Source organism: Actinoplanes sp. NPDC051513, assembly GCF_044454685.1.
Classification (GTDB): Bacteria; Actinomycetota; Actinomycetes; order Mycobacteriales; family Micromonosporaceae; genus Actinoplanes.
Genome location: NZ_JBITDW010000022.1, coordinates 48,266 through 72,639 on the forward strand (window position 1 = coordinate 48,266; position 24,374 = coordinate 72,639).

At 70.8% G+C, this 24,374-nt stretch carries 29 protein-coding genes and 1 tRNA gene; 9 read left to right on the forward strand and 21 right to left on the reverse strand.

The annotated features are described in order from the left end of the window. Positions 1-22: 22 nt before the first annotated feature. Together ACIA5D_RS40505 and ACIA5D_RS40510 are read left to right on the forward strand one after the other, a co-directional pair. On the forward strand, positions 23-511 hold the full coding sequence (locus ACIA5D_RS40505) for a VOC family protein (protein ID WP_396035836.1): 489 nt from the start codon (positions 23-25) through the stop codon (positions 509-511). Positions 512-607: 96 nt separating this feature from the next. After that, entirely contained in the window at positions 608-1,504 is an 897-nt protein-coding gene (locus ACIA5D_RS40510) for a GNAT family N-acetyltransferase (RefSeq protein ID WP_396035837.1), read from the forward strand. A 1-nt stretch (position 1,505) separates the two neighbouring features. On the opposite strand, the gene ACIA5D_RS40515 is transcribed toward ACIA5D_RS40510, so the two are convergent. The 5 genes from ACIA5D_RS40515 to ACIA5D_RS40535 are packed head-to-tail and all read right to left on the reverse strand — an operon-like array spanning position 1,506 to position 4,941. Further along, a complete protein-coding gene (locus ACIA5D_RS40515; protein WP_396035838.1) occupies positions 1,506-2,015 on the reverse strand; it encodes a GNAT family N-acetyltransferase in 510 nt (169 codons plus the stop codon). Then, positions 2,012-2,572, reverse strand: a complete 561-nt coding sequence (locus tag ACIA5D_RS40520; RefSeq protein ID WP_396035839.1) for a GNAT family N-acetyltransferase — start codon at positions 2,570-2,572, stop codon at positions 2,012-2,014. Before ACIA5D_RS40520 ends, ACIA5D_RS40515 begins: the two co-directional genes overlap by 4 nt. Beyond that, positions 2,569-3,279: a hypothetical protein gene (locus ACIA5D_RS40525; RefSeq protein ID WP_396035841.1), complete on the reverse strand. Its 711-nt coding sequence runs from the start codon at positions 3,277-3,279 to the stop codon at positions 2,569-2,571. The genes ACIA5D_RS40520 and ACIA5D_RS40525 overlap by 4 nt, the downstream gene beginning before the upstream one ends. Positions 3,280-3,309: 30 nt before the next feature. Then, positions 3,310-3,765: a MarR family winged helix-turn-helix transcriptional regulator gene (locus ACIA5D_RS40530; RefSeq protein WP_396035842.1), complete on the reverse strand. Its 456-nt coding sequence runs from the start codon at positions 3,763-3,765 to the stop codon at positions 3,310-3,312. Positions 3,766-3,774: 9 nt separating this feature from the next. After that, positions 3,775-4,941, reverse strand: coding sequence for an MFS transporter (locus tag ACIA5D_RS40535; protein ID WP_396035843.1), 1,167 nt, complete (start codon positions 4,939-4,941; stop codon positions 3,775-3,777). A gap of 46 nt (positions 4,942-4,987) precedes the next feature. Between ACIA5D_RS40535 and ACIA5D_RS40540 the strand changes: the two genes are divergently transcribed. Further along, the gene (locus ACIA5D_RS40540) at positions 4,988-5,572 is read left to right on the forward strand and encodes a TetR family transcriptional regulator (protein WP_396035844.1); all 585 of its coding nucleotides are present in this window, start codon (positions 4,988-4,990) and stop codon (positions 5,570-5,572) included. Here ACIA5D_RS40540 and ACIA5D_RS40545 read toward each other — a convergent pair. Together ACIA5D_RS40545 and ACIA5D_RS40550 are read right to left on the reverse strand one after the other, a co-directional pair. Next, positions 5,466-6,536: a sensor histidine kinase gene (locus tag ACIA5D_RS40545; protein WP_396035845.1), complete on the reverse strand. Its 1,071-nt coding sequence runs from the start codon at positions 6,534-6,536 to the stop codon at positions 5,466-5,468. The genes ACIA5D_RS40540 and ACIA5D_RS40545 overlap by 107 nt on opposite strands. Continuing rightward, the gene (locus ACIA5D_RS40550; RefSeq protein ID WP_396035846.1) at positions 6,533-7,681 is read right to left on the reverse strand and encodes a DUF418 domain-containing protein; all 1,149 of its coding nucleotides are present in this window, start codon (positions 7,679-7,681) and stop codon (positions 6,533-6,535) included. Before ACIA5D_RS40550 ends, ACIA5D_RS40545 begins: the two co-directional genes overlap by 4 nt. A 142-nt stretch (positions 7,682-7,823) precedes the next feature. On the opposite strand from ACIA5D_RS40550, the gene ACIA5D_RS40555 reads away from it, so the two are divergent. Beyond that, on the forward strand, positions 7,824-8,243 hold the full coding sequence (locus ACIA5D_RS40555) for an SHOCT domain-containing protein (RefSeq protein WP_396035847.1): 420 nt from the start codon (positions 7,824-7,826) through the stop codon (positions 8,241-8,243). 2 nt (positions 8,244-8,245) lie between these two features. Here the strand turns inward: ACIA5D_RS40555 and lipB are convergent, their stop codons facing one another. Next, positions 8,246-8,869 carry a lipoyl(octanoyl) transferase LipB gene (gene lipB / locus ACIA5D_RS40560; protein ID WP_396035848.1) on the reverse strand — a complete coding sequence of 208 codons (624 nt, stop codon included), beginning with the start codon at positions 8,867-8,869 and terminating at the stop codon, positions 8,246-8,248. Between the two features lie 55 nt (positions 8,870-8,924). Here lipB and ACIA5D_RS40565 point away from each other — a divergent pair, with 55 nt between their 5' ends. Continuing rightward, positions 8,925-9,761 carry a 1-aminocyclopropane-1-carboxylate deaminase/D-cysteine desulfhydrase gene (locus ACIA5D_RS40565; RefSeq protein ID WP_396035849.1) on the forward strand — a complete coding sequence of 279 codons (837 nt, stop codon included), beginning with the start codon at positions 8,925-8,927 and terminating at the stop codon, positions 9,759-9,761. A 9-nt stretch (positions 9,762-9,770) separates the two neighbouring features. Continuing rightward, entirely contained in the window at positions 9,771-10,403 is a 633-nt protein-coding gene (locus ACIA5D_RS40570; RefSeq protein ID WP_396035850.1) for a LuxR C-terminal-related transcriptional regulator, read from the forward strand. An 86-nt stretch (positions 10,404-10,489) separates the two neighbouring features. Here ACIA5D_RS40570 and ACIA5D_RS40575 read toward each other — a convergent pair whose 3' ends face one another. The 5 genes from ACIA5D_RS40575 to ACIA5D_RS40595 form a co-directional block, all read right to left on the reverse strand. Continuing rightward, positions 10,490-11,599, reverse strand: coding sequence for a bifunctional RNase H/acid phosphatase (locus tag ACIA5D_RS40575; protein ID WP_396035851.1), 1,110 nt, complete (start codon positions 11,597-11,599; stop codon positions 10,490-10,492). Continuing rightward, positions 11,596-12,330 (reverse strand): zinc ribbon domain-containing protein, encoded by a 735-nt coding sequence (locus tag ACIA5D_RS40580; protein WP_396035852.1) that lies wholly within the window; start codon positions 12,328-12,330, stop codon positions 11,596-11,598. The genes ACIA5D_RS40575 and ACIA5D_RS40580 overlap by 4 nt, the downstream gene beginning before the upstream one ends. Further along, a complete protein-coding gene (locus ACIA5D_RS40585; protein WP_396035853.1) occupies positions 12,327-13,190 on the reverse strand; it encodes a Nif3-like dinuclear metal center hexameric protein in 864 nt (287 codons plus the stop codon). The genes ACIA5D_RS40580 and ACIA5D_RS40585 overlap by 4 nt, the downstream gene beginning before the upstream one ends. Positions 13,191-13,200: 10 nt before the next feature. Beyond that, positions 13,201-13,788 (reverse strand): flavoprotein, encoded by a 588-nt coding sequence (locus ACIA5D_RS40590; protein ID WP_396035855.1) that lies wholly within the window; start codon positions 13,786-13,788, stop codon positions 13,201-13,203. Between the two features lie 163 nt (positions 13,789-13,951). Then, positions 13,952-15,178: a helix-turn-helix domain-containing protein gene (locus ACIA5D_RS40595; RefSeq protein WP_396035856.1), complete on the reverse strand. Its 1,227-nt coding sequence runs from the start codon at positions 15,176-15,178 to the stop codon at positions 13,952-13,954. Positions 15,179-15,418: 240 nt separating this feature from the next. On the opposite strand from ACIA5D_RS40595, the gene ACIA5D_RS40600 reads away from it, so the two are divergent. Further along, positions 15,419-16,105 (forward strand): bifunctional DNA primase/polymerase, encoded by a 687-nt coding sequence (locus ACIA5D_RS40600; RefSeq protein ID WP_396035857.1) that lies wholly within the window; start codon positions 15,419-15,421, stop codon positions 16,103-16,105. A 255-nt stretch (positions 16,106-16,360) separates the two neighbouring features. Here ACIA5D_RS40600 and ACIA5D_RS40605 read toward each other — a convergent pair whose 3' ends face one another. Both ACIA5D_RS40605 and ACIA5D_RS40610 read right to left on the reverse strand, forming a co-directional pair. Beyond that, entirely contained in the window at positions 16,361-16,954 is a 594-nt protein-coding gene (locus ACIA5D_RS40605) for a helix-turn-helix domain-containing protein (protein WP_396035858.1), read from the reverse strand. Further along, on the reverse strand, positions 16,951-17,805 hold the full coding sequence (locus ACIA5D_RS40610; protein WP_396035859.1) for a hypothetical protein: 855 nt from the start codon (positions 17,803-17,805) through the stop codon (positions 16,951-16,953). The genes ACIA5D_RS40605 and ACIA5D_RS40610 overlap by 4 nt, the downstream gene beginning before the upstream one ends. Before the next feature lie 239 nt (positions 17,806-18,044). Here ACIA5D_RS40610 and ACIA5D_RS40615 point away from each other — a divergent pair, with 239 nt between their 5' ends. Next, positions 18,045-18,575 (forward strand): hypothetical protein, encoded by a 531-nt coding sequence (locus ACIA5D_RS40615; RefSeq protein WP_396035860.1) that lies wholly within the window; start codon positions 18,045-18,047, stop codon positions 18,573-18,575. 49 nt (positions 18,576-18,624) lie between these two features. Here the strand turns inward: ACIA5D_RS40615 and ACIA5D_RS40620 are convergent, their stop codons facing one another. From ACIA5D_RS40620 to ACIA5D_RS40645, 6 genes are all read right to left on the reverse strand, one after another. After that, the gene (locus ACIA5D_RS40620; protein ID WP_396035861.1) at positions 18,625-19,239 is read right to left on the reverse strand and encodes a pyridoxamine 5'-phosphate oxidase family protein; all 615 of its coding nucleotides are present in this window, start codon (positions 19,237-19,239) and stop codon (positions 18,625-18,627) included. Between the two features lie 23 nt (positions 19,240-19,262). Then, a complete protein-coding gene (locus ACIA5D_RS40625; RefSeq protein WP_396035862.1) occupies positions 19,263-19,769 on the reverse strand; it encodes a DUF402 domain-containing protein in 507 nt (168 codons plus the stop codon). A 565-nt stretch (positions 19,770-20,334) separates the two neighbouring features. Then, positions 20,335-20,409 (reverse strand) — tRNA-Val (locus ACIA5D_RS40630). 35 nt (positions 20,410-20,444) lie between these two features. After that, the gene (locus tag ACIA5D_RS40635; RefSeq protein ID WP_396035863.1) at positions 20,445-20,909 is read right to left on the reverse strand and encodes a peroxiredoxin; all 465 of its coding nucleotides are present in this window, start codon (positions 20,907-20,909) and stop codon (positions 20,445-20,447) included. A 62-nt stretch (positions 20,910-20,971) separates the two neighbouring features. Beyond that, entirely contained in the window at positions 20,972-21,403 is a 432-nt protein-coding gene (locus ACIA5D_RS40640) for a DUF3052 domain-containing protein (protein ID WP_396035864.1), read from the reverse strand. A 97-nt stretch (positions 21,404-21,500) separates the two neighbouring features. After that, positions 21,501-23,750, reverse strand: a complete 2,250-nt coding sequence (locus ACIA5D_RS40645) for a thiamine pyrophosphate-dependent enzyme (protein WP_396035865.1) — start codon at positions 23,748-23,750, stop codon at positions 21,501-21,503. A 151-nt stretch (positions 23,751-23,901) separates the two neighbouring features. Between ACIA5D_RS40645 and ACIA5D_RS40650 the strand changes: the two genes are divergently transcribed. After that, complete coding sequence (locus ACIA5D_RS40650; protein ID WP_396035866.1) at positions 23,902-24,306, forward strand: YjbQ family protein; 405 nt, start codon at positions 23,902-23,904, stop codon at positions 24,304-24,306. The last annotated feature ends 68 nt before the right edge of the window (positions 24,307-24,374 follow it).

Here is a 24,374-nt window from a genome sequence, read left to right on the forward strand (position 1 = left end):
GCGGGAGCCATAGACTGCGGCGATGTCCGAGACCGGCGCTCAGCGGCCCGAGAACCTCCGGTTCCTCTCCGGCATCATCCTCGTGACCGGCGACCCCACACGCCTGGTCGCCTTCTACCGCGACGTCCTCGGCCTGCCGCTCATCGAGGAACAGCACGACGGCTCCGAGCCGCACTGGGCATGCGAGCTCGGCGACGTTCACGTCGCCATCCACCCGGAGGCCGACTACCCCGGCGAGCCCACCGACGTCGGCTCGGTCAAGCTCGCCTTCATGGTCTTCGACCTCGAGGAGCTCGTTGCGTGGCTGGTCGAACGTGGTGTCGAGCTCTGCTATCCGCCGGTCGAATTCGGCACGGAGTCCCGGATCACCGCTGTCCGCGACCCGGACGGCAACCTCGTGGAGCTGACCCAGCTGGGCCCGACGTGGCTCGATCACCTACGCGCCAACCGGGCCGCCGGGGGTGATCTCGTCGCGCACTGGACCGCCCGCGCCGCCACCGGCGATGGCTGACCGTGGACCCGGGCGTGGTTTACGCTGGGCCGGTACCGCGCGGTAGCGGGTCCTCCACTGGTATGCGCGTGCAGCGCCGCACCGGAAGGTCCGCTCATGATCCGCCCCTTCGCGCGCGGTGACCGCGAACAGGTCACCTCTCTCGTCAACGCCCACATCGCCGCCGTGGTGCCCGGCGCCTCGGTGTCCGTCCAGGCCCTGATGAGCCAGCTCGAGCGGGAGCCCGGCGAGTTCATCGTCGACCGCTGGGTCCGCGACCGGGTCACCCTGGTCGCCGAGCAGCGCGGCCGCGTCGTTGCCGCCGCCCACCTGCTGCGCTATCGCGACGACGCCGACACCGCCGAGAACTACCGCAACGCCGGCGAGATCCGCTGGCTGGTCTGCTGGCCGGACGCTCCCTTCTGGCCCGACTCCGCCGCCGCCGGCGATGCCCTCGCGGTCGCCTGCCACGCCCAGCTCCAACGGTGGGCCGTGACCCGGCGCTATGCCGACGGCACGCTGCCCGCCCCGGGCGTGTACGGCGTCCCGGAGCAGTGGCCGCACATCCGGGCGATCTACGAGCGGATCGGCTTCCGGCACGAGGGCCGCACCGAGCTCGTCTTCGTGGCCCGGATCGACAAGCTCGACCGCCCCGACGCGCCGCTGGCCGGGCTGACCACCCGGCGCACCGTCGGCATCAACGGGACCCGTATCACCGCGGTCCTCGGCGCCGAGAACGTCGGGTACATCGAGGTGGACACCAACCTCGACACCGGGCCGCGGATCTCCCGCCTCGGTGCCTGGGCCGACGTCGGCAACCTGTGGGTCGAGCCGCACCACCGCCGCGGGCGCATCGGCAGCTGGCTCGTCGGCCAGGCGGCCGACTGGCTGGAACTCGGCGGAGCGGCCCGGCTTCTCGACTACGCCTACACGGAGGAGGAGGACTACGCGGCCTTCCTCACCGCGACGGGTTTCACCGTGCTGACGCGAACGGCACGCAACTTCGTCGCCTGAACTAAAGAGCGCCGAGGTCCTTGCGGAACACGACGGCGCGCCGGCCGTAGCCCATGCGCCGTTCATAGAACGGCACCGATGTCGGACTACGCAGGTAGGTGTTCAGCATGACGGTCACCGCGCCCCGTTCGCGCGCCCACGATTCAGCGGCCGTCATGAGCGCGGTGCCGACACCCGTGCGGCGGTGGCGCTCGGCGACCGCCAGGATCTGGACGAACAGCCGGGGGCGCGACAAGTCCCGCACGAGCTCATGCTCCGGCCGAGGCCCCGGCCGATGCAGGACGGCGACCAGCAGCCCGCCGACGGCGCCGTCGACCTCGGCAATCAGCCGTAGCTGGTCGGCGTCGGCGTCAGCGGTGTCCTGCTCGAAGGAATCCGCCAGCCCGGCGGCGTCGGGAACCTGGAAGGCCACCGGGTCGAGATCGCTGTAATGACGCCCTACGTCCATCCAGATCTCGGCACAGCCGGGCCCGTCACCCGGCCGTGCCGCACGGATCCGGGGATCGGTCATGGCTGGTTCGCCGCCCACCATTCGTGCTCGAGGATCCCCATGCGGACCTGGTCGTGCCACTTGCCCGCCCGGAAGACCGCCTCCCGGTCACGGCCCTCTTCGACAAAACCGGCTTTCGCGTACGTGTGGATCGCGCGCTCGTTGAAGCCTGCCACCGCCAGCTGGATGCGATGCAGTCCCAGTTCGGCGAATCCGTAGCGCACCATCAGCCGGGTCGTCTCGTCGCCGTACCCCCGGCCCTGGTGGGGCGGGCCGATGATGATGGCGAACGTCGCCGTACGGTTGTGGGCGTCAGCCCCGAAAAGCGCGACGTGACCCAGGACCTCGCCCTCCGAGCGGCTGACGATCGTGAGGCCGGCGTCGGTGCCGCTGTTGCGGTTCCAGGTGCGAAACTGCTCGGCGATCGGCTCCGCGGGGCGCGGATGGAACGGGCCGGCGGTCTGCGTCACCATCACGTCCGGGTCCTGCCACCACGTCACGAGGTCGGTCAGATCGTCCTCGCGCAGTTCCCTGAGCCGGATCCGCGAACCGGTGAACGCGTTGATGGGTGCGGTCATGCATCGACGATAACGACACCCGCTCCGGCGCGGGCCTGCACGTCGACGCCGGGGGCGCCGTCCGTCCAGCCGTTGGCGGTGAAGGATTGGCCGCCGGCCACGCCCTGATGCGCCTGACCGGCGATCGTGACGCTCCCGGCGCCGGACGACGCGGTCACGCGGACCGGGGTGCCTGACGGCAGGCGTACGCGAAATTGGTCGACGCCGCCGGTCATCGCCACCGCGACCGAACGCGACGGGCGCGCCAGCGCCACGTCGATCAAGCTTGCCCCGCCTGCCAGGAAGATCTGGTCGGTGGTCGCGCCGGACATGTCGATGCGCGTCTCCCGTGCGCCGCCGGTCATCCGCAGCGACCACGTCACCGAGGTGTTCACGACGACGTCGACCACGCCGCTGCCGCCGCCGTCCCCGAACGGCACGAGTCGCAGCCGCACGTCGCCGCCGTCCCGGTCCACCCGGGGCCGGATGCCGGCGTCGGACGGCACGCTGACCCGGTAAAGGTCATCTCCCAGGGAGGATGCCCGGACGCGCACCGAGGTGGCGCCGTCGAGCAGTTCGAACGACGCGGCCCGCACCCCGTCCACCGGCCCGGTCACGTCGCGCGGGGCCGCGGAGGGGCGGGACAGCGACCCGATGAGGACGGCCGCGAGGCCGAGGACCAGCACGGCGCCCAGCGCGACGCCGATCAGGGTGGCCGGACGCTTCATACCGATCGAGTTTCCCCGATACTCTGCGCGCTACACGCGGCTGCGCATGTGCTCGGCCAGCGCCTCGGCGAACCGCTCGAGCACGTCGGCCAGTTCCTTCCGCTCTTGTTCGGTGTAGTCCTTGAGCACCGCGCCGTACACGACCTTGCGCGCCTGCCGCACCGCGTCGACCTGGGTGAGGCCGAGCGGGGTGGCCGCGATGACCGTGCCGCGGCCGTCGGTGGGGTCGGCACGGCGCTCGATCAGCGCGTCTTTCTGCAGGGCGGTGACCTGGCGGGTGACGGTCGAGCCGTCGAGGTTGAGCGCAGCGGCCAGGACCGACACGTTGAGCGGGCCGTCCTTCTCCAGCTGGCGCAGGATCACGTACGCCGCGCGGTCGAGCGCCCGGTGCGGCGGGCCGCCGGTGGAGCGGCGGGTGGCCTCGCCGAGCCGCATCAGCATCGCCATCTGCGTCTCGATGGTGCCGAGCACCTGATCTTCGCTCATACTTGTATGTTACAGCGAGTTTCGGCCTCGCAGAACGGTCGCGAACACTCCCATCAGCGCGACGAGCACCACGATGAGCGTAAACGACACTGTCAGGCTCGAGACATGCGCGATCCCCCCGATCACGCCCGGGGCGATCAGCCCGCTCCCGTACGCGATGCCGGCCACCCCGGCGATGTTGCGCCCCGGCTGCCCGGGCAGCCGCCCGGCCGCCGCGAACACCAGCGGCACCACCACCGCGATGCCGATGCCGAGCAGGCCGAACCCGGCGATCACCAGCGCCACCGGCGACGCCAGCACCACGATCAGCGCGCCTGCCGTGGCGCACACCCCGGAGATCCGGACGGTCGTCACCGGCCCGAGCCGGCGCACCACCCAGTCGCCGCCGAACCGCGCGGCGGCCATGCAGACCGAGAAGATCGAGACGGTGGCCGCGGCCGTCGCGGCCGGATGGTGCAGCAGGTCGCGCACGTAGACCGCCGACCAGTCGAGGCTCGCACCCTCGGCGAAGACCGCGCACAGGCCGATCAGACCGATCGCCAGCACTTCGCGCGACGGCAGCACGAACGCCGGCGGCTTCTCGGCCGTAGGCTCGGCCCGATGCGACATCAGCCAGGCCGACGCGACCAGGGCGATCACGATCAGCGCGGCCGCGACCAGCGCGAAGTGCTCCGGCGCGCCCATCCCCGCGCGGGCCGCGAGCACCGCCACCGCCGAGCCGGCCAGGCCGCCGATGCTCCACCAGCCGTGGAAACCGGACATCACCGACCGTTCGTAGCGCTCCTCGACCAGCACGGCGTGCGCGTTCATCGCGACATCGGCGAGGCCGGCCGTCGCGCCGAAGACCACCAGGCACAGGCAGAGCAGCGGCAGGCTGGTGGGCAGGGCCGGGAGCACCAGCGCGGCAGACCAGAGGACAATCAAGACGCGTATGAGTTTGCGCAGGTCGAAGCGGTGCGCGAGCCGGGCCGAGACCGGCATGGCCAGCAGGGCGCCCACGCCCGGCATGAGCAGCGCGATGCCGAGCCCGCCCGCCCCGGCGCCGACATGATCGGCCACCCAGGGAACACGCGCCGCGAACGACCCCGTCACGGCCCCGTGAACCGCGAAGATCGTCGAGGTGGCGACGCGTGCCCGGCGCAGCGCCGGAGCAGGCTGGAGGTGTGTCACGGCCATGGGCCAGACGCTAGACGAATCCCGACCAGTTGGTAAGTATTTATCGGTGGGCTACGCGAAGGGCCGCGCCAAGCGGCGGGACATCCTCGACCAGGCGACCGCGCTGTTCGGCGAGGCCGGCTACCGAGGCACGTCGCTGCGCGAGATCGCGGCCCGCTGCGGCATCTCGCACCCGGGCCTTCTGCACCATTTTCCCACCAAGGAATCGCTGCTGCTGGCCGTGCTGGCGCACCGCGACGAGGTGGATCAGGAACGCATCACGGCCGGGCACACGTCGGGCGCCGCGGCCCTGCTCCGCCTGATCGACGTGATCGCGCTCAACATGACCCGCCGGGGCATCGTCGAGCTGTTCACCGTCCTCTCGGCCGAGGCCACGGCCGCCGACCACCCGGCACACGACTACTTCGTCGATCGATATTCGCGAATAGTGCACGAACTGGAGGAGGCCTACACCGAGGCACACGCGGCCGGCGACCTCCGGCCCGGGATCGATCCGGCCCGGGCGGCCCGCGACCTGGTCGCTCTCATGGACGGCCTTCAGATCCAGTGGCTGCTGGGCGACCCGTCGCTCGATATGGCGGCCGCGGTCGAGGCTCATCTGCGCGCCCAGTTAGCGGAACCTGAATCGTGACCACGGTGGGCCCGCCCGGTGGGCTGACCATCCTCAGCACGCCGTCCACGGCCTCGAGACGGTCGGCGATGCCGCGCAGGCCGCTGCCCCCGGCCGGGTCGGCGCCGCCCTTGCCGTCGTCCGTCACGGCGATCCGCAGGGCGTCGGCGCCGTCGCCGAAGGCCACCGCGGCCGACGTCGCCGCCGCGTGCTTGACGATGTTGCTCAGGCACTCGGCCACCGCGAAGTAGGCGGCCGTCTCGGTGGCGGCCGGCAGCGGCGCGGGCGGCTCGCCGGTCACCGCCACCGGCACGGCCAGGTCCAGCACCAGCGCGCGCACGGCGTCGCCGAGGCCGCGGTCGGCCAGCACCGGCGGGTGGATGCTGTGCATGACCGTGCGCATGTCGTCGAGGGCCGAGCGGGCGGTCGACCGGGCCTCCTCGAGCAGCGCCGCGGCCCGGTCCGGGTCGCGGCGCAGCAGGTCGCCGGCGAGGCCCAGGGTGAGCGCGAGCGAGACCATCCGGGCCTGGGCGCCGTCGTGCAGGTCGCGCTCGACCCGCTTGAGCTCGGCCGCCTGCCGGTCGAGGGCATCGCTGCGCGACCGGCTGAGCGTGCTGACCCGGGCGAGGAGCTCGCGCTCCCGCCGGCCGGGCGGCCGGCTGGCGACCCATGTGTGCACGCCGAGAAGGAGGGAGAGGCCGAGCATGGTCCACATCGGCCAGAAGTAGCCGCCGCCGGAGAGCACCCAGACGGTGAGGTCGACCGCGGCGAGCATCACGCAGAACGCGGCGTCGACCGCCAGCCAGCGGCGCCGGCCGGGCGGGACGCGCAGGGCACGGCCGAACGCGTACGGTGCGGCGCCCAGCACCACGACGCCGAAGTACACCCAGCGCGGCCAGAACTCGCCCCGGCCGGTCACCGCCCAGGCCAGGGTGACCGCGGCGCACAGCGCCACGGCCACCCCCGCGAGAATCCTCCTGGTCACGCCGTGGTCCGGTAGGCGATCCGGCGCAGCAGCGTCTCGGCCGGGCCGCGGTAGCCGGACTCGCTCATCCGCTGGGCGGCGATCAGCGAGATCACCCAGACCGCTACGGCCGCGGCCACCGCCGTGTAGGTGCCGCCCAGGCCGAGCGCCCACGGCGAGAACAGGATCAGCCAGGCCACCGACTGGAACAGGTAGCCGCTCATCGACCGCTGGCCGAGCGCGACGATCATCTGCCCGCGCCCCGTGAGCGAGCGGCCCGTGAGCCGGTGGGCCAGGAGGGCGAACAGCGCGACGTAGCCGGGGCCGCCGTACTCGCCGGTGACGGCATGGACTCGGTACATGGCGTCGACGCTACCGGCGTCCAGGTGCAGCACGCCCGCGGACACCAGGGCGTACGGGAGCGAACCGGCGATCGAGATCCCCAGGCCGCCGATGGCGACGCGGCGCAGCAGCGTGCGGTGCCGGCCCGGCTCCTCGAGCAGACGCCGGTTGGCGCCCCAGATGCCCAGCCACACGATGACGATGAACGGGATGACCGTGGCGGTGTGCACGGGCCATTCGGCGAGCCGATGGACCAGCGAGGAGGCGTACGACGAGGCGGCCAGCGACGGGTTCGGGCTGTTCACGATGGTGGCGTCGCCGGCATGGGCGGTGGTCACCGCGATGACCGCGAGCACCGCCGCATAGACGGTCTGGAAACCCCAGAGCCAGAGGATCAGGCGGTGGAAGCGGTCGCTGCGACGCAGCAGCAGCGTCGTGGCGAGAAGACCCACGATGCCGTACGCGCCCAGGAAGTCCCCGAAGTACAGCAGGGTCGCGTGCACGAACCCGAAGCCGATCAGCGCGGCGTTGCGGCGGAGCAGGACGCCCCGGGCCGGGTTTCGACGGGCCAACTGGACCAGGCTGTACCCGAACATCACCGCGAAAACCGGGTAGGCGCGGCTGTCGATGAGCGTCGTCATCAGGAAGTTGACGACCCGCTGAAGGCCGTGCGGCGTGCCGTCGAGGCCGGGCTGACCGGCGAAGGCGAAGTTCGCGGCGTTGGCGAGCGCGATGAACAGAAGCATGAAGCCGCGGATGAGATCGGGGGCGAGGGCCCGCTCGGCGCGGCGGACGGGACCGGCTTTCTCCAGCACTGTTGTCATGCCATCGAGCCTGGTCGAGACGCCATTTCGGCACGAGGAGCCTGGAACCCGTCCGGTGGTGGTGCTACTACCCCTATCCGTTGCGGATGAGGCCTCGACGGCCGACAAGAGGTCCACTGAAAGCCAAAAGGAGGGTAGTCACGTGTTTAATGACAACGGGTCGTTCCTGCTGGCGCTGTTCGAGTTCTTTCTCTTCTTCGCCTGGTTCATGTGTCTCTTCTGGATCTTCGGGGACCTGTTCCGGGACAAGAGCCTCGGCGGGTGGGGCAAGACGCTGTGGACACTGTTCCTCATCATTCTCCCGCTGCTCGGCATGCTGGTTTACCTGATCGCACGCGGTGGCGGCATGAGCGAGCGGGCCCTCAGTGACGCGTCTGACGCGCAGAAGCGCCAGGAGGCGTACATCCGGTCGGTGGCGACGCCGGCCGACGGCAAGCGCAGCGCGACCGAGGAGATCGCCTCGGCCAAGTCGCTGCTCGACTCGGGGGCCATCACCGCGCCGGAATTCGAGAGGCTCAAGGCCACCGCATTGGGCCAGAGCGCGGCCCCGACGGCCGCCTGACGTCAGGACAACGCTGCGGCGATCGCGTCGCGGACCACGGGCTCGGGCGGCAGCGGCCGCCCCTGCTCCTCGGCGAGACGCCGCAGCGAAGTCATCGGCACACCCTCGAGGCTGCACGCCGTGAACCGCTCGTAGACCGACAGGTCGGGGTCGATGTTCAGGGCGAACCCGTGACTGGTGATCCCGCCCCGGATGCGCATCCCGATCGAGACGAGTTTCGCGTGCGACGGCGTCCACACGCCGACCAGGCTGGGCGTCCCCTTGGGCGTGTCCCGGCGGATCGTGTGAAAGCCCAGCTCGGCGAGCGCCTTGATCAGCCCGTTCTCGAGCCACCGCACCACATCGCCCGGCCCGCGCTCGCGAAGGTTCATCACGATATATCCGATAAGTTGACCGGGACCGTGGTAGGTCGCATGCCCGCCCCGGTCAACCGCCACGGTGGGCATCCAGGAAGCGTCCGCCGGCAGGTCGCCCGGCGGCGTCAGCTTGCCGTAGGTGATCACTGCCGGGTGGTTGAGCAGGAACAACCGATCGCCGACCTCGCCGGAGCGCCGCGCGGCGACCCAGCCTTCCATGTCCGCCAGGGCCGAGACGTAGGGCACCGAGCCGAGATCGATCCGCTCCACGCGCCGAGCCTACGTCGGCGCCCATGTCGCCCCGGAAAAGCGGCACACTACTGAGGTGTTCCGCCTGCCCTCGCCGCTGCGCCCCGTCGACGACGAGCGCCTGACCGCCGCCGGCATCCGCATGTTCCTCAAGCGCGACGATCTGATCCACCCCGATTTCCCGGGCAACAAATGGCGCAAGCTGAAATACAACATCGAGGCGGCACAACGGGCCGGCCACACCACGCTGCTCACCTTCGGCGGCGCATTCTCCAACCACCTTCTCGCCACCGCCGCGGCCGGCCACCATTTCCCCTTCACCACCGTCGGCATCGTACGAGGTGAGCACCGCGACCCGCTCAATCCGGTGCTGGCGGCCGCCGTACGCCACGGCATGCGGCTCGAGTACGTCGACCGCTCCCGGTACCGCCAGAGGTCGGACAAAGTCTTCTTAGAACATTTATCCGAAAAATACGGGAACCCCTACCTCATCCCCGAGGGCGGCGCCAACGAGCAGGGCGTTCGAGGTTGCGCCGAGCTGGTCGACGAGATCGGCATCCCCTTCGACATCCTCAGCTGCTCGGTCGGCACCGGCGCCACCCTGGCCGGCGTGGCCACCAGGCTCTCACCCACCCAGCGTGCGATCGGCTACGCCGCGCTCAAAGGCGACTTCCTCCGCCGCGACGTCGAATGCCTCCAGAAGACCCCCACCACCAACTGGGAAATCGACACCAGCCATCACTTCGGCGGCTACGCCAAACGCACCAGGACCCTCGACGTCTTCATCGAAGATTTCCGCGACCGCCACGGCGTCACGCTGAATCGGGTCTACGAGGCCAAGATGATGTACGGCATATTCGCCGACCTCTCCCGCTTCACGCCCGGCACAACTGTGGTCGTCTTGATCGCATAGCCTGGGCCGATGAGGATCGTCGTGGCCGAGGACTTGACGCTGCTCCGCGACGGCATGATCCGCATGCTCGAGGCGTACGGCTTCGAGGTCGTCGCGGCCGTCGACAACGGCCCCGACCTGCTCGAGGCCCTCCTCGAGCACCGTCCCGACGTGGCCGTGGTCGACGTGCGCCTCCCGCCGACCCACACCGACGAGGGCCTGCGCGCCGCCCTCGCCGCCCGCGCCCAGGTCCCGGGCCTCCCGGTCCTGGTCCTCTCCCAGTACGTCGAGCGCCTCTACGCCCGCGAGCTGCTGGCCGACGGCAACGGCGGCATCGGCTACCTGCTCAAAGACCGCGTCTCCGACATCGGCGACTTCATCGACAACGTCAACCGGGTCGCCGGCGGCGGCACCGCGCTCGACCCGACGGTCGTCTCGAAGCTCCTGCACCAGCACGAGCTGGGCCAGCTCACCCCGCGCGAGCGCGAGGTCCTCGCGAACATGGCCCAGGGCCGCACCAACTCCGCGATCGGCGCCGCCCTGTTCATCACCGAGAAGGCCGTCGCCAAGCACACCAACAACATCTTCGCGAAGCTGGGCCTTCAGTCCTCCGACGACGACAACCGCCGCGTCCTGGCCGTCCTGCGCTACCTCGACGGGTAAGCGACCGAGATGACGTGCCCGATCGGTTCGAGCCGCAGCCGCGACGTCAGCCGCGTCTCATTCGAGCGCTTCACGCCGTGAGGCTACTACCGCAGGTGTGACGTCTCGTTCACCGAGCGCACCGCGATGTTGCCGTCCGGCCAGACGTCCATCGTGGAGACCCCGGCCGGGTCGAGGAACAGCCGGTGCAGGAAGGCGTCCGACGCCGCCAGCGCGTCCCTGAGGATCAGCTTGATGGGAGAGACGTGCGAGACAACGACGACAACCCCTCCCGCGTACGACTTGAGCACCGTGGCCATAGCGGCGCGAGTCCTCTTGGCCACGGCCTGGAACGACTCCCCGCCCGGCGGCGCCACCGAGGTCGACCCGAGCCACGCCGACATCTCGGACGGCCAGCGGGACTGCACCTCGGCGAAGGTCAGCCCTTCCCACTCCCCGAAATCGCATTCGATCAGGTCGTCGACGACCGTCACCGGCACCCCGCCCACTTCGGCGGCGATCAGCTCGGCCGTCCGCACGCAGCGGCCCAGCGGCGACGACACCACCGCGGTGACGTCCCGCGAGATGCCGGCGACCCGCCCGCCGGCCGCCATGGCCTGCGCCTGCCCCTCGTCCGAGAGCGGCACGTCCCCGCGCCCCGAGTAGCGCCCCTGCTTGGTCAGCGCCGTCTCGCCGTGCCGCACGAGAATGATCCGGGTCGCGTTCTCGAGCGAGGCCGGCGGCGCCCAGGACGCCTTGACCGGCAGATCAGATTTGTCGGTGACGTCGGGGGCGGTACCGCGCGGCACTTTCCCGGCCGCCTCGTCCATGGCGAGGTTGGCGAGCGCGTCCGCGGCCTTGTTGCGCTCCCGCGGAATCCACTCGAAGGAAACCCGCTCGAACCGGCTCACCAGCTCGGCGGCCGAGGCGGCGAGCGGCCGCAGCCCCGGATTCTTGATCTGCCAGCGTCCGGACATCTGCTCGATGACCAGCTTCGAGTCCATCCGCACGTCGACCTCGGTCGCCTTCAGCTCCAGCGCCGCCGACAGCCCTTCGATCAGCCCCGTGTACTCGGCCACGTTGTTTGTCGTGACGCCGAGCGCCCCATACCGCTCGAGCAGCACTTCCCCGGTCGGATGGGTGCGCACCACCGCCCCGTACCCCGCCGGCCCCGGATTCCCCCGGGACCCGCCGTCGGCCTCGACCGCGACTCTCACAGCCCGGACTCCGCGGTACGCACCATGATCCTTCGGCACTCCTCGCACCGCACCACGTCATCGGCCGCGGCGGCCTTCACCCGGTTGAGATCCGCCCCGTACAGCTCGATCCGGCACCCGCCGCACCGCCCCGACCGGAACAGCGCCGCGCCCAGCCCCGACTCCAGCCGGATCTTGTCGTAGAGCGCGACCAGGTCGGCCGGCAGGTCGGCGGCGAGCGGCCCCCGGCTGGAGGACTTGAACTCCTCCTCCTTGGCGATGTCGGCCAGCACCTCGTCCCGCCTCTGCTCGGCCGCCGCACGGCGCCCGGAGGCGGCGTCGAGGCGCGACCGCACCTCGTTGAGCGTCGCCTCGGCCGTCTCCCGCTTCTCCATCAGCTCGAGCTCGGCGTCCTCGAGCTCGGACTGCCGCCGGTTGAGCGTGGCCAGCTCGTGCTGGAGACCCTCGATCTCGCGCAGCGCGCCGCCGGCGTCGAGCCGGGTCTTGTCACGCTCCTTGCGCAGCCGTACCTGCTCGATGTCCTTCTCGAAGCGGGTGATGTCGCGGTCGAGATCGTCGACGGCGACCTGGGCGCGGACCCGCTCGTCCTCCAGGGCGCTGAGCTCCCGCGACACCGTATCGATCTCGGCGAGCTCGGGCAGCGACCGGCGCTTGTGCGCGAGCTGGGCGAGGGTGGTGTCGATGGCCTGCAGGTCGAGCAGGCGGCGCTGGGCTTCCGGGGAGGCCTTCACGGCTGGGTCTCCTTCTCCGAGGAACTGAAAGCATGGACCGTCCAGGGGTCGGTGTCCACATCGGACACCACAACCTCGACGCTGAACTCTCCGCGCAGCCATTCGGCCACCTCGTCGAGCCACGGGCGCTCCGTCGCCCAATGGGCGACATCGAGCAGTGCGGGGCCGCCCTCGGCGAGATGCTCACTGGCGGGGTGATGACGAAGATCAGAGCAAAGGTACGCGTCGACGCCCGCGTTCTTGGCATCGGTGAGGAAGGAGTCGCCCGCGCCGCCGCAGACCGCGATCGTGCGGATCGTCCGCCCGGGGTCGCCCGCGGCCCGGATGCCCGCCGCGGTGCCCGGCAGCCGCACCGCGACGAACCCGGTGAGCTCGGCGAGGTCCATCGGCTCGGGCAGCTCGCCGATCCGGCCGAGACCCCGCCCCTCCCCCGCGGCCGCACCGGTCGCCGGGACGAGCGGCCGCAGATCGACCAGCTCCAGCCGGCGGGCGAGCGCGTCGGAGACGCCGGGGTTCGCGACGTCGGCGTTGGTGTGCGCCGCGTACAGCGCCACGTCGCCGCGGATCAGCCGATGGATGATCCGCCCCTTGTACGTGTCGGGGGCGATCGACGACACCGGCTTGAGCAGCAACGGGTGATGGGACACGATCAGGTCGGCCCCGGCCGCCAGCGCCTGGTCGACGGTCTCGGGAACGCAGTCGACGACGCAGAGGACCCGGGAGACCGGATGCGCGAGGTCGCCGAGCACCAGTCCCACCCGGTCCCACGACTCCGCCCAGTCCCGGGGGTAACGCAGGTCGAGCCTGTTCACCACGTCGAGGACGGTGGGTGATGCGGCGTTGTCGGTCACGGCCGACAACTCTATCTGCCTAGACGACCGTGTCCGGTTCGACTCGGCTGCTCATCGTCACCGGATTGCTGACCGCCTGCAGGGCGCGCCGCCACGGGAACTGTCCCCGGAACCGATCGGTCTGCCCGGGGCCACCGAGCCGGCACACGTCCTCGCCGTAGAGCACCTGGACTCCCCAGTCCCGCAGCTTCGCCAAACTCTCGTGCAGGCTCGGATGCAAAGCCATGACCCTGTTCGTGTACGGGACGACGGCGGTCGGCACGCCGTATCCGTAGCCCTCGACGAGCAGCCCGAGGACGAGCGTGTCGGTGATCCCGGCGGCCCATTTGTTCACGGTGTTGACCGTGGCGGGCGCGACGATCATCGCGTCCGCCTCGGGCAGCACGTCGGGGTCGCCGGGGCTCTTGTAATAGGTACGCACCGGATGTCCGGTCTGCTGTTGCAGCGCGGCCACGTCGACGAACTTCCGGCCGTCCGGCGTGGTGATCACGCACACTTCCCAGCCGTCCTGCTGGGCCAGGCCAACAAGGATCCCGACGTCTCTGGCGATCGGCGAACCGCAGACGAGGATGTACAGAACGCCGGGTGAGGGGTTACCGGTAATCACAGGCGGACCCACCCCTGTGCTGGCCTGCGTTCCGCGACTCGGCGATCATTCGCCGTCGTGGCCGGGGTCCGTAGCCTCCCCGCTCCACGCAGTGCTGGCCTGCGTTCCGCGACTCGGCGATCATTCGCCGTCGTGGCCGGGGTCCGTAGCCTCCCCGCTCCACTCATACGCCGACTCCCATCTGCTCGGCCAGCTCCGCGATCGGAGCCGGGGGCGTGCCACGCGTACGGCGGAGCACGTCGGAAAGAACCTCGTGGGCGAGCGGGCGGCAGCGGATCTCGGACGGAGCCAGCCGGTCGCCCTCCAGCAGCATCTCGCTCGCCTTCTCGATGTTGCCGATTTGCGTGTAGCCGCGGGCGATGTCGAGGAAGTGGTGCGCCCGCCGCTCGGGCAGCAGCGAGTGGAAGCCCACCTGGTCGATCTTCTCGTGGGTCTCCACCGCGGTACGGCCGTCGCCGAGCTCGACCGCCGTGGCACAGCGGTGCAGCTGCACGTTGGTCGGCCCGAAGCTGGTCCAGTAGTGGTTGTAGTCGCCGCCCAGCTCGAACGACGCCTGCTCGGCGCCGCAGAGCAGGTCGCGAACGGTCGCGCTGTCGCCGATGCGCGCCGCCGCCATCGCGCCGTTGAGCAGCAGCATCCCGTACACCGAGAGCCGGTCGCCCTGTGCGGGCTCGCGACTCGGCGCGAGCCGGTTCGCGATGTTGACGTTGACCTCGAGGGCGGGCCGCACCCGGCCGAGCGCGAGCAGCGCGCTGCCGACGCGATAGCTCGCCAGGCCCGCCAGCAGTTGGTCGCCGGCCCGCTGCGAGACCGCGATCGAGCGGTCGGCCGCGAGCCAGGACAGCTCGTGCTCGCCGACCTTGCGCAACGCCGACGAGGCGATCTGGTACACCTGCCCGAGCAGGTGGGCCGCGTCCTTGGCCTCGGCGCTGTTGGCGTGCGCGCTGTCCGCGGCCTGCGCGTCGCGCAGCAGCTTGGGCAGGGCACGCGCCAATACGCCGTACTTGGCGTGCTGATAGGTCAGCCAGGCATGGCTGACCGCCTTGCGCATCTCCGTCAGTGGCGGCGAATGCGGCACGGCCTGGAAGAACGCGCTCATCTGGTCATAGCGCTCCAGGGCCGCCCGGATCTCCTCGACCTCCACCTGGTCGATGCAGTTCTGCGTTTCGGGCCGTCGTTCCACGTCCTTGCCCAGCAGCAGCTGGACGTCGACCTGGAGCACGTCGGCGATCTCGTAGACGACGGAGAACTTGTCGAGCCGGCGGACCCCCCGCTCCACCTTGTCGACCCAGCTCTTGGATTTTCCCAGCCGGTCTGCGAAGACCTGCTGGGACATCTTGCGTCGGCCGCGCCAGTAGGCGACGCGGCGGCCGATCGGCAGCTCGTCCACGATGCCTCCCCCGACTCACCAGCGACCCCCGCCGGCGAGCCCTTGTGTCGATTGCAGTGTGATCGACCCACGTGTGCGCACGTCGCACATCGTGTGTGATCGCCTGCTCACCGATGCTCGTAGTTTTCGTTGCAACTTGCAAAGGGTGAATCTGCCGAACCCAACGACGCGTGTCGCGCTTGGATACGGCACCGGCGGCTGATATGGCCGCCAACCGCCCAGATCGGGGGTTATCGAGCCATGCAGTGGACCGCCAACCGGCCATTCGTCCCAACGCACCTCGCCGGCCGGTTCGACCGGCTGCGGCTGCGGCGGCACGCCCTGCGGTACGCGGCCCTGGGCTGGGCCGTGACGCCGGGCGCGTGCCTGACCGGCCACCGGTTCGCCTGCGGCCGGCCCGGTTGCCCGATCATGGCGTGCCACCCGGCGCTGGAGTCCTGGGAGGACACCGCGTCGGCCGACCCCGGCCTGGTGTCGGACTGGTGGCGCCGCCGGCCGTACAGCGTCCTGCTGGCGACCGGCGGGAAGTTCGACGCGCTGGAGGTGCCGGCGGCGCTCGGCCTGCGCGTGCTCGGCGCCGCGCGGCTGCAGCACAGCCTGCCCGGCGCCGGCCGGGCGGACGCCCTCGGGCCGGTCGCGGTGACCGCGGCCGGACGTTGGATGTTCCTGGTGCGGCCCGGTGAGCCGCTCCGCTCCGAACTGGATCATCGGCTGGACGTGGTGCGTCACGGCCGCGGCTCGTGGATCCCGGCCCCGCCCAGCCGGATGCTGGAAGGGCCGGTGCGCTGGGCCGTTCCGCCCGAGCGGACACAGTGGCGGCTGCCCGGCCCGGCCCTCGTGCAGACCCTGATGGTCGATGCCCTCGGCACGACACCCGCCCCGCGCCTGACCGTCCCCCGCCAGTTGTCCACCACCAGGCGGGCTTGAGCTGACCCGCGGCGGAAAACCCCAGACGAAACCCCGGAAAGAGGCCGAGAACGTCCCACCGACCGCCGGATCGTTGACCTTGGTAGCGGACGGTAACCGGGCATGGGCGGGGGCACGCATGTCGTCAGACAAAGTAGTTGCATTCTTGGTGACGGTCGAGTCACACAAAGGAATGAATTTGCGTGACCGTGGGGCGGGTACCCGCCCGCGCGGATCACGACCGGTCGGTTCGCGGCCGCCCGGAACGCCCCGGCGCTACTGAGCAGGCCGTTGCCGGCCGGCCTTCGGGCGGGCACGCACGTGGATGCGTGCCCCTTGCCGGTCGAAGATCGTCAGGAACTCGACCGGCCTGCCCGTGCTGCCGAACCAGTGCGGCACCCGGGTGTCGAACTCGGCGGCCTCACCCGCCGCCAACTCCAGGTCGTGCTCGCCGAGGATCAGCCGCAGCTTGCCGCTGAGCACGTACAGCCACTCGTACCCCTCATGGGTCTTGGGGTCGGGGTCGAGGCGCTGACCTGCGGCGATGATGTGCTTGAACGCCTGCGGCCCGCCCGGGTTGCGGCTGAGCGGCACGATCAGCGCGCCGTGGTCGGCGATCGGCCGGGCGTAGATGCGCGGGTCGCCGGTCTGCGGCGCCCCGACCAGCTCGTCGAGCGGCACCCGGTAGGCCTGGGCGAGCGGCAGCAGCAGTTCCAGTGTGGCCTTGCGCTGCCCCGACTCGAGCCGGGAGAGCGTGCTCACCGAGATGCCGGTGGTCTCGGCCAGCGCCGCCAGGGTGATGCCCGACTTGCGGCGCAGCGCCCGCAACCGCGGGCCGACCTCGCGCAGCACGTCGTCGGTTGCCGTCATGGCAACAATGATTCCCTGTCCGCCAGCTCGCGGTAGGCGCTGACCACGGCCGCGGTGCGATCGGCCAGCTCGGGGGCGGCGTCGGCCGGGGGCGCGCCGGCGCCGAGCCGGGCCAGGGCCAGTTCGGCCTGCCGGGCGGTGGCGCCGATCCGCTGCTCCTGCAGGAACGACTCGCCGGCCAGGGCCGCTTCGTCGATCGCACGCAGGATCCGGTTGGCCTGCTCGCCGGTCTCGAGCCAGAGTCGCTCGGCGCGGTCGCGCTGCTCGGCGAGCGCGAGGACGGCACGGCTCGCGTCGGGGACGTCCTGGCGGCGTACGCCATCGAGCCCCGCACGAAGCCGGCGGATCTCCTGCCGCCGGACCAGCACGGTGGCCAGATCGTCGAGGGCCTGGGTGAGCGAGCGGTCCGCGGACACGGGATCGATCATGCCGGGCAACCCCGGCCAGGTGTGCCGGACGCGACGGGCCGCGGCGACGGCACGGTGGAACGCGGCGCGCTCCTCCCGGGTGCGCAGGACCCGTGCTTCACCGGGCAGCGCGAAGACCGCCTGCTGGGACCGGCGGCGATCGAGCCATCCCAGCGCTCCGACCGTGCCGAGGACGACGCTCGCGAGCAGCCAGGCCGGCACGCCCGAGACGAACAGCAGCGCCCCGGCGAACAGCAGCGGCAGGCTGACCCGGGCCAGGAAGGTCACGCGGATCTCGCGGCCGCGCCCGCTCGGCAGAACCGGCTGAGACTCGATCAAGCTGCCCGTCCGCAGTCGGCGGGCGCGTCCGGTCCGGGTCCTCAGCGCGTACGCCGAGACCACGGTCTTCTCGGCATCCGCGCCGACGTGCAGTTCCGTACCCACCGGTCCTCCCCCGTCGCGGATCGCGCTGTGGATCGCGGCCGGGCGGCCGGCCGCGATGCCCGGGCGGGCCCGATCGCCGAGGGGAATCCGACCGCGGCCCGCCCACCTGCGGGACATCCCGCTGGCACCAACACGAATCGGCTCCCGGGGCGGCCCGCTTGAAGGTTCCCGCGGGTGCGAGCCGGTTGCCCCTGCGGCAGCACCCGAAAACTGTCGGAGCCCACCCCTAAAGTCACCCCATGAACGACACCACACTCCAGAGATCGCCCATCACCCTCGACCGCCGCCTCATGATCGGCGAGACCGATTACCAGGTCACGGCCTTCCCGACCGACGATCAGCGCATCGATCTGTGCATCGTGAGCAGCGACGGCGACGGCCAGGTGATAAGCGAGATCAGCGGCGGCCTCTCCCCCACCGACCTGGTCGGCCTCACCGACGTCCTGACCTCGACGCTGGCCGGCCTCATCGCGATGACCAGCCCACCGCTGTCCTCCCGGTCCGGCCCTCCGCCCGAGCGCCGGGGCCGCCACCCCAACCAGGGCGCCCGGTGGACGGCGGAAGACGACGCCCGCCTCCTGACCCGCTACCGCGAGGGCGCCCGCCTTCGCGACCTGATGGAAGAGTTCGGCCGCAGCGGCGGGGGCGTCCGCACCCGCCTCGAGCACCTCGGCGAGCTCCAGCAGGGCGAGCCGTGGCGCCCGGCGGCCGCCCCACCGGCCCCGGCGGGTGCTCCGCCCCCGGCCGCCCCACCGCCACCATCGTCCTGATCACCCCGCGCGCCGGCCGGCGGTCCGTGGCGTCCGCGGGCCGGCGCCCTCAGCGATAGAGCGTCTTCGCGTAATCGGCGCCGTAGTAGCGCTCGAGCTCGGCCATGTCGTCCTCGGGCCGTTCGAGAGCCTTGGCGATCTCCGGGCGAGAGGGCGCGGCGTCCGGCCGCCACGTGTCGGGCCGCCACAGGTCGGAACGGAGGAACGCCTTCGAGCAGTGGTGGAAGATCTCGTCGATCTCCACGACCAGCGCCAGCACCGGCCGATGCCCGCGCACGACCAGGTCGTCGAAGAAGTCGGCGTCGCGCACGATGCGGGCGCGCCCGTTGATCCGCAGCGTGTCGCCGCGCCCGGGAAGGAGGTAGATCAGCCCGACGTGCGGGTTGTCGATGATGTTGTGGAACCCGTCGGCCCGGCGGTTCCCGGTGCGTTCCGGGATGGCGATCGTCGCGTCGTCGAGCACGAGCGTGAAGCCCGGCGGATCCCCCTTGGGCGACACGTCGCACGTGCCGTCGGCCCTCGCGGTCGCCACCAGGCAGAACGGCGACGCGCTCAGCCACTGCCGGTCGAACGGGTGCAGGCGTCGCCGGGCTTTGTCGGCCACCCGGGGCAACGGCTCCCCGAGGATGGCGCGGATTTCGTCGTGCGTGGTCACCTCGTGCATGACAGCCACCTTAGGAACGGGTGTCACACAAGGGCGAGCCATTTGCGGTAGTGCTCACCGAACGGCTCCTCGTACGAGGTGAGGGCCGCGCGCAACTCGGCAGCGCCGCGCAAGGCGCCCTCCACGATCGCGTCGGGGTATCCCAGCGAGAGCCGGTGCTCCTCGAACTCGTCCTCGTCCTCCACCTCGACCCGGCCGTCGGCCCGATAGCGCACGAGGTCGATGTCGAGGTCCACCACGGTGAGCTCGGCCGGCCCGGTCCACTCGGCGGGCGTGGTGACGTCGCAGTACATGTCGCGCGCGTCCGGCTCGGCCAGGCACATCGCCATCCACCACCCGTCGGTGGGGATGAGCCGCACGGCGTCGGCACGCGTGAGCCCGGTGGGCCGATCACCGTAGTGGTAGCTGACCACGCTCCCACGCGGCGTGGCGATCCAGGTGCCGTAGGCATCCTCGCCGAGCAGCCGCCCGGTCACCTGCCGATGCGGCCGCCCGTCGAACTTCCGAAGAACGAGATCGACCGCCGTCACGAAGCGAGGCTACCGCGATCACCAAAAGCGATCACCCCCACCCACCCAACCCCCGGGCAAACCTCAGACGAATCCCTCTACCTCCGCCGCCCCAGGCCCCAACCGAGGGAACGCAGCCCTCCCGGACGCCCGGCCGTTGGGAACGCAGCCCTCCCGGAGACGCGCCCAGCCGCTGTTGCTGTCGACAGCCGGTCCGACGAGAGCGCCTTGAGGCCATCATGGGCTGATGCCCTCATGGTTCCGTCGATGGCGATCGCTGACTCGCCCCCGGCTCGGCATGACTGCGGATGATTGGCGAAGCATCGAGGTGATTCGCCGCGATCGCCATGCCTCAGACGTGGAGACCGTCGGCCATGCTGTATACCCGCGAAGGGGAACAGCTCTGTGCGGGACCGCCGCGGTTCTCGTGAGACCGATGACCTGGTTCACCGACTCGTTCCTCGTCGAGCAATGGGGCCCGATCAGGCGGTGTGCGGAGTGCGTTGCCGCCCTTGACGTGGACACCCAGACGCCTGATCGGGGTGACACCACTTGACCTCAGCTAACCGGTCGTTGCTGGTCAGGATGGTGGGCGCGGCAGGTTTCGAACCTGCGACCCCTCGCTTGTAAGGCGAGTGCTCTCCCACTGAGCTACGCGCCCGGATCAACCGGAGCCGTCATCGTACCCTGCCGGATTTACTCCTTCAGCGCTGCGATGGCGTCGCGCCATGCCTGCTGGTCGCGGGCTTGACCCGGGCCGGCCTCCTCGGCGAAGACGACCAGCCCATCGCGGTCGATGAGGAACGTGCCGCGGTTGGCGAAGCCCGCCGAAGCGTTGAAGACGTCGTAGCGCTGGGCCACCTCGCCGTGTGGCCAGAAGTCGGCCAGCAAGGGGAACTCGAAGCCCTCCTGGAGGGACCAGACCTTGTGGCTGTAGACCGAGTCGACGCTGACTGCCAGGACTTGCACCTTTTCATTCGCATAAAGACCGAGATTGTCGCGGATCTCGGTCAATTCTCCCTGGCAGGTGCCCGTGAACGTCAACGGGTAGAAGACCAGCAGAACCGCCTTGCGATCGTGGAAGTCACGAAGGCGTACCCACTGATTGTTCTGGTCCTTGAGCGCGAAATCGGGGGCCGATGCACCCACGTCGAGCGGCATGAAGCACACCCTAACCGGACCGGCGCCCACGGACGCCGGCCGGCTCTGAAGGGGACAGCGAGCTACTTCTTCTTGGCACCCCGGGGGGAGACGAGACGGGCTCCCGTCCAGTCCTTGCCGGCATTGACCGTCGAGGTCTGCTGGAGACCCGCCGTGGGGGCGGACTCGCTGACCTCGCTCGGCTCGACGTGCCCGTCGCGGCCGGCCTTGGGGGTGAGGAGCCACACCACACCGTTGTCGGCGAGGGGGCCCAGGGCATCGGTGAGCAGCTCGAACAGATCACCATCACCGTCGCGGTACCACAGCAGCACCGCGTCGACGACCTCGTCGGTGTCCTCGTCTACCAGCTCTCCGACGCGTTCGGTCAGGGCGTCACGGAGGTCCTCGTCGACATCGTCGTCGTAGCCCATCTCCATGACCACCATGTTCGGCTCGAAGCCGAACCGGTCCGCCAGGCTGCGTACGCCGTCGGCCTGACCAGCGGTCGCGCTCACTGTCTAAGTCCTCCTAGCCGTTGAATTGCCTTGAACCTGGGGGTAGTCCACACACTTGCGGCCCCATGCGCAAGTGGCGCACCGGGTGTGTGGCAATTTACCGTGCCAGCAGGGCATGGGCACCCTGTGTGATGGCATCCTCCCCCACGAGCACCTGTTGTGCGGCCGGACCGAGCGGAATCAGCGAGTCGGCCGAGGCTATTCGCCGTGCCGCGCCGACGAAACCGCCGTCCACCAGGGCCGCGAGAATGCCTTCGCCGACGCCGCCCGAGCGCCGGGTCTCGTCGACGATCAGCACCCGGCCGGTGGCGGAGGCCTCGCGGACCAGATCGGCGGCCGGCAACGGGCTGAGCCAGCGCAGGTCGACCACGCGTGACCCGTACCCCTCTTCGGCCAGTCGTGCCGCGACCCGCAGCGACATGCGCAACCCATTGCCGAACGTGACGATCGTCAGATCGGCGGCGTTGCCGACGGGATAGGTGCGCGCCCGGCCGATCGGCACGTGCTCGCCCGACCACGCGTTCGGCGGCGAGTAGGGCGCCAGCCATTCGTTGTCGCCCTGGTCGTAGAGGTCGCGGGTGTGATAGAGCGCGATCGGCTCGAGGAAGACGCAGACGCTGCCGTCGGCAGCGGCGGACGCGAGGCAGGAACGCAGCATCGGCGCGGCGTCGGCGGGCCGCGAGGGCACGGCAAGAACCAGGCCGGGTACGTCGCGGAGCACGGCGACCGAGTTGTCGTTGTGGAAGTGGCCCCCGAAGGCCTGCTGGTAGGCGAGCCCGGCCACCCGGACGACCATCGGGTTCTTGTACGCCCCCGAGGAGAAGAACGACATCGTGGCCGCCTCGCCGCGCAGTTGGTCCTCGGCGTTGTGCAGGTACGCCAGGTATTGGATCTCGGGGACCGGCAGCAGCCCGTCGATGCCCGTGCCCAGCGCGAGTCCGAGGATCGTGGTCTCGTCGAGCAGGGTGTCGAAGACCCGCTCGGCGCCGAAGCGCTCCTGCAGCCGCTTGGTGACGCCGTAGACGCCGCCTTTACGGGCGACGTCCTCGCCGAACAGCAGCATGCCGGGGTTGACCAGCAGGGCGTCGGCGAGCGTCGCGTTGATCGTCTGGGCGAGTGTGAACGGCCCGGACTGCTCGGGGAGCTTGCCGTCGAAGGCCTGGAGGCGCTCGCGGGCGCCGGGCCCGGCCGCGCGGGTGGCGACCTCGGTGATCTCGTGGGCGACCCGCAGCGGGCGGCGCGGGGCGAGCGGGGCGACGATCTCGGCGATGCCGGCCAGCTTGGGCTCGCCGAGCACCTCCTCGGCGACCTTGCGGACCTGCCAGCCGATCTCGTCGTACCGGGTGACGACCTCGTCGGGGGTGAACAGGCCGGCGGCGACGAGCAGGCGGGCCGTGGCGATCAGCGGGTCGCGCTCGATGTCACGGTTGATCTCCTCGGTGGAGCGGTACGCCACCTCGGCGTCGGCGCCGGCGTGCCCCATGAGACGGACCGTGGACAGGTGGAGCACGGCGGGGCGGCGCTCGCGGCGGACGAAGCCGGCCGCCTCGGACGCGGCGTCGTAGGTGGCGGCGAGGTCGCAGCCGTCGGCTGAGGTGTAGCGGACGCCGGGGCGGGTCGACAGCGTCGCGGCGAGCCAGCCGTCGGGCGAGGGCACGCTCACCCCGATCCCGTTGTCCTCGCAGATCAGCAGCAGCGGAAGGCGTACGCCGGAATGCTCGAACCACCCGGCGGAATTCAACGCGGCCGTGGCCGACGCGTGGTTGGCCGAGGCGTCTCCGAAGGAGGCGACCGCGATCGCGTCGGCCGGCCAGCGCCGCTGCGAGGCCCGCGGACGGGCCAGCGACCAGGCGAGCCCGACGGCACGCGGCAGGTGCGACGCGACGGTCGAGGTGGTCGGGATGATGTTCAGATCGGCGCTGCCGACGACCTTGTGCCGGCCGCCGGCGATCGGCTCGTGCGCCGAGGCGACGACGCCGCGCAGCACGTCGCGGGCGGCGTCGGCGATGCTCTTGGCCCGGGCGCAGAAGAACGCGGCCGAGCGGTAGTGCAGCAGCGCCGGGTCGGTGGGCAGCAGCGCCGCCGCGACGCCCGCGTTGCCCTCGTGGCCGGAGGATCCGATGGTGTAGAAGCCCTCGTTGAAGCTGCGCAGCCAGCGGGCGGCCAGGTCGAGGTGGCGGCTGGCCAGCTGGGCGTCGAACAGCTCGAGGGCACGCGCGCCGGTGAGCAGGGCACCGTCGCGGACGGCGTCGGCCGGGTCGCGGCGCGCGCCGGGGTCGGGCAGCGCGGAGACCGCGTCGCGGAAACGCTCGTCGAGGTTCTGCGGGGTGGTCACGCGACCCAGCATTGCGGACAGGAGCCACCGCTGCCACCGCCTGTGTTCTACTCAAAATATGATCATGCGTACGGTGGTCGTCCGTCTCGGGCTTGCCGTGCTCTGGGTGGGCTGCACCGCGGCCCTGTTCCTGGCCCTCGATCTGTACACATAGGCTCGCCCGATGCGAAGCGAAATGATCACCGTCCGGACCGGCGGGTCGCCCGTCGTCCGGGACATCACCGCCGAGGCCGAGGCATTTGTGCGGTCCGAAGCGGACGGGTTGCTGCACGTGTTCGTCCCGCACGCCACCGCGGGGCTGGCGATCATCGAGACCGGGGCCGGGTCGGACGACGACCTGCTGACCGCGATCGACCAGCTGTTACCGGCCGAGGACCGCTGGCGTCACCGGCACGGATCGCGCGGGCACGGCCGCGACCACGTGCTGCCGGCCTGGATCCCGCCGTACGCGACACTCCCCGTGATCGGCGGCGAGATCGCGCTGGGCACCTGGCAGTCGATCTGCCTCGTCGACACGAACGGCGACAATCCGACCAGGCAGGTTCGCTTCTCATTCATCGAAGGCTGAGAAGTTACTGGTCAGTACGTGTGTCCCGGATCGCGGACACCCCGGGTAGGCGTGACGATGCCCACCGG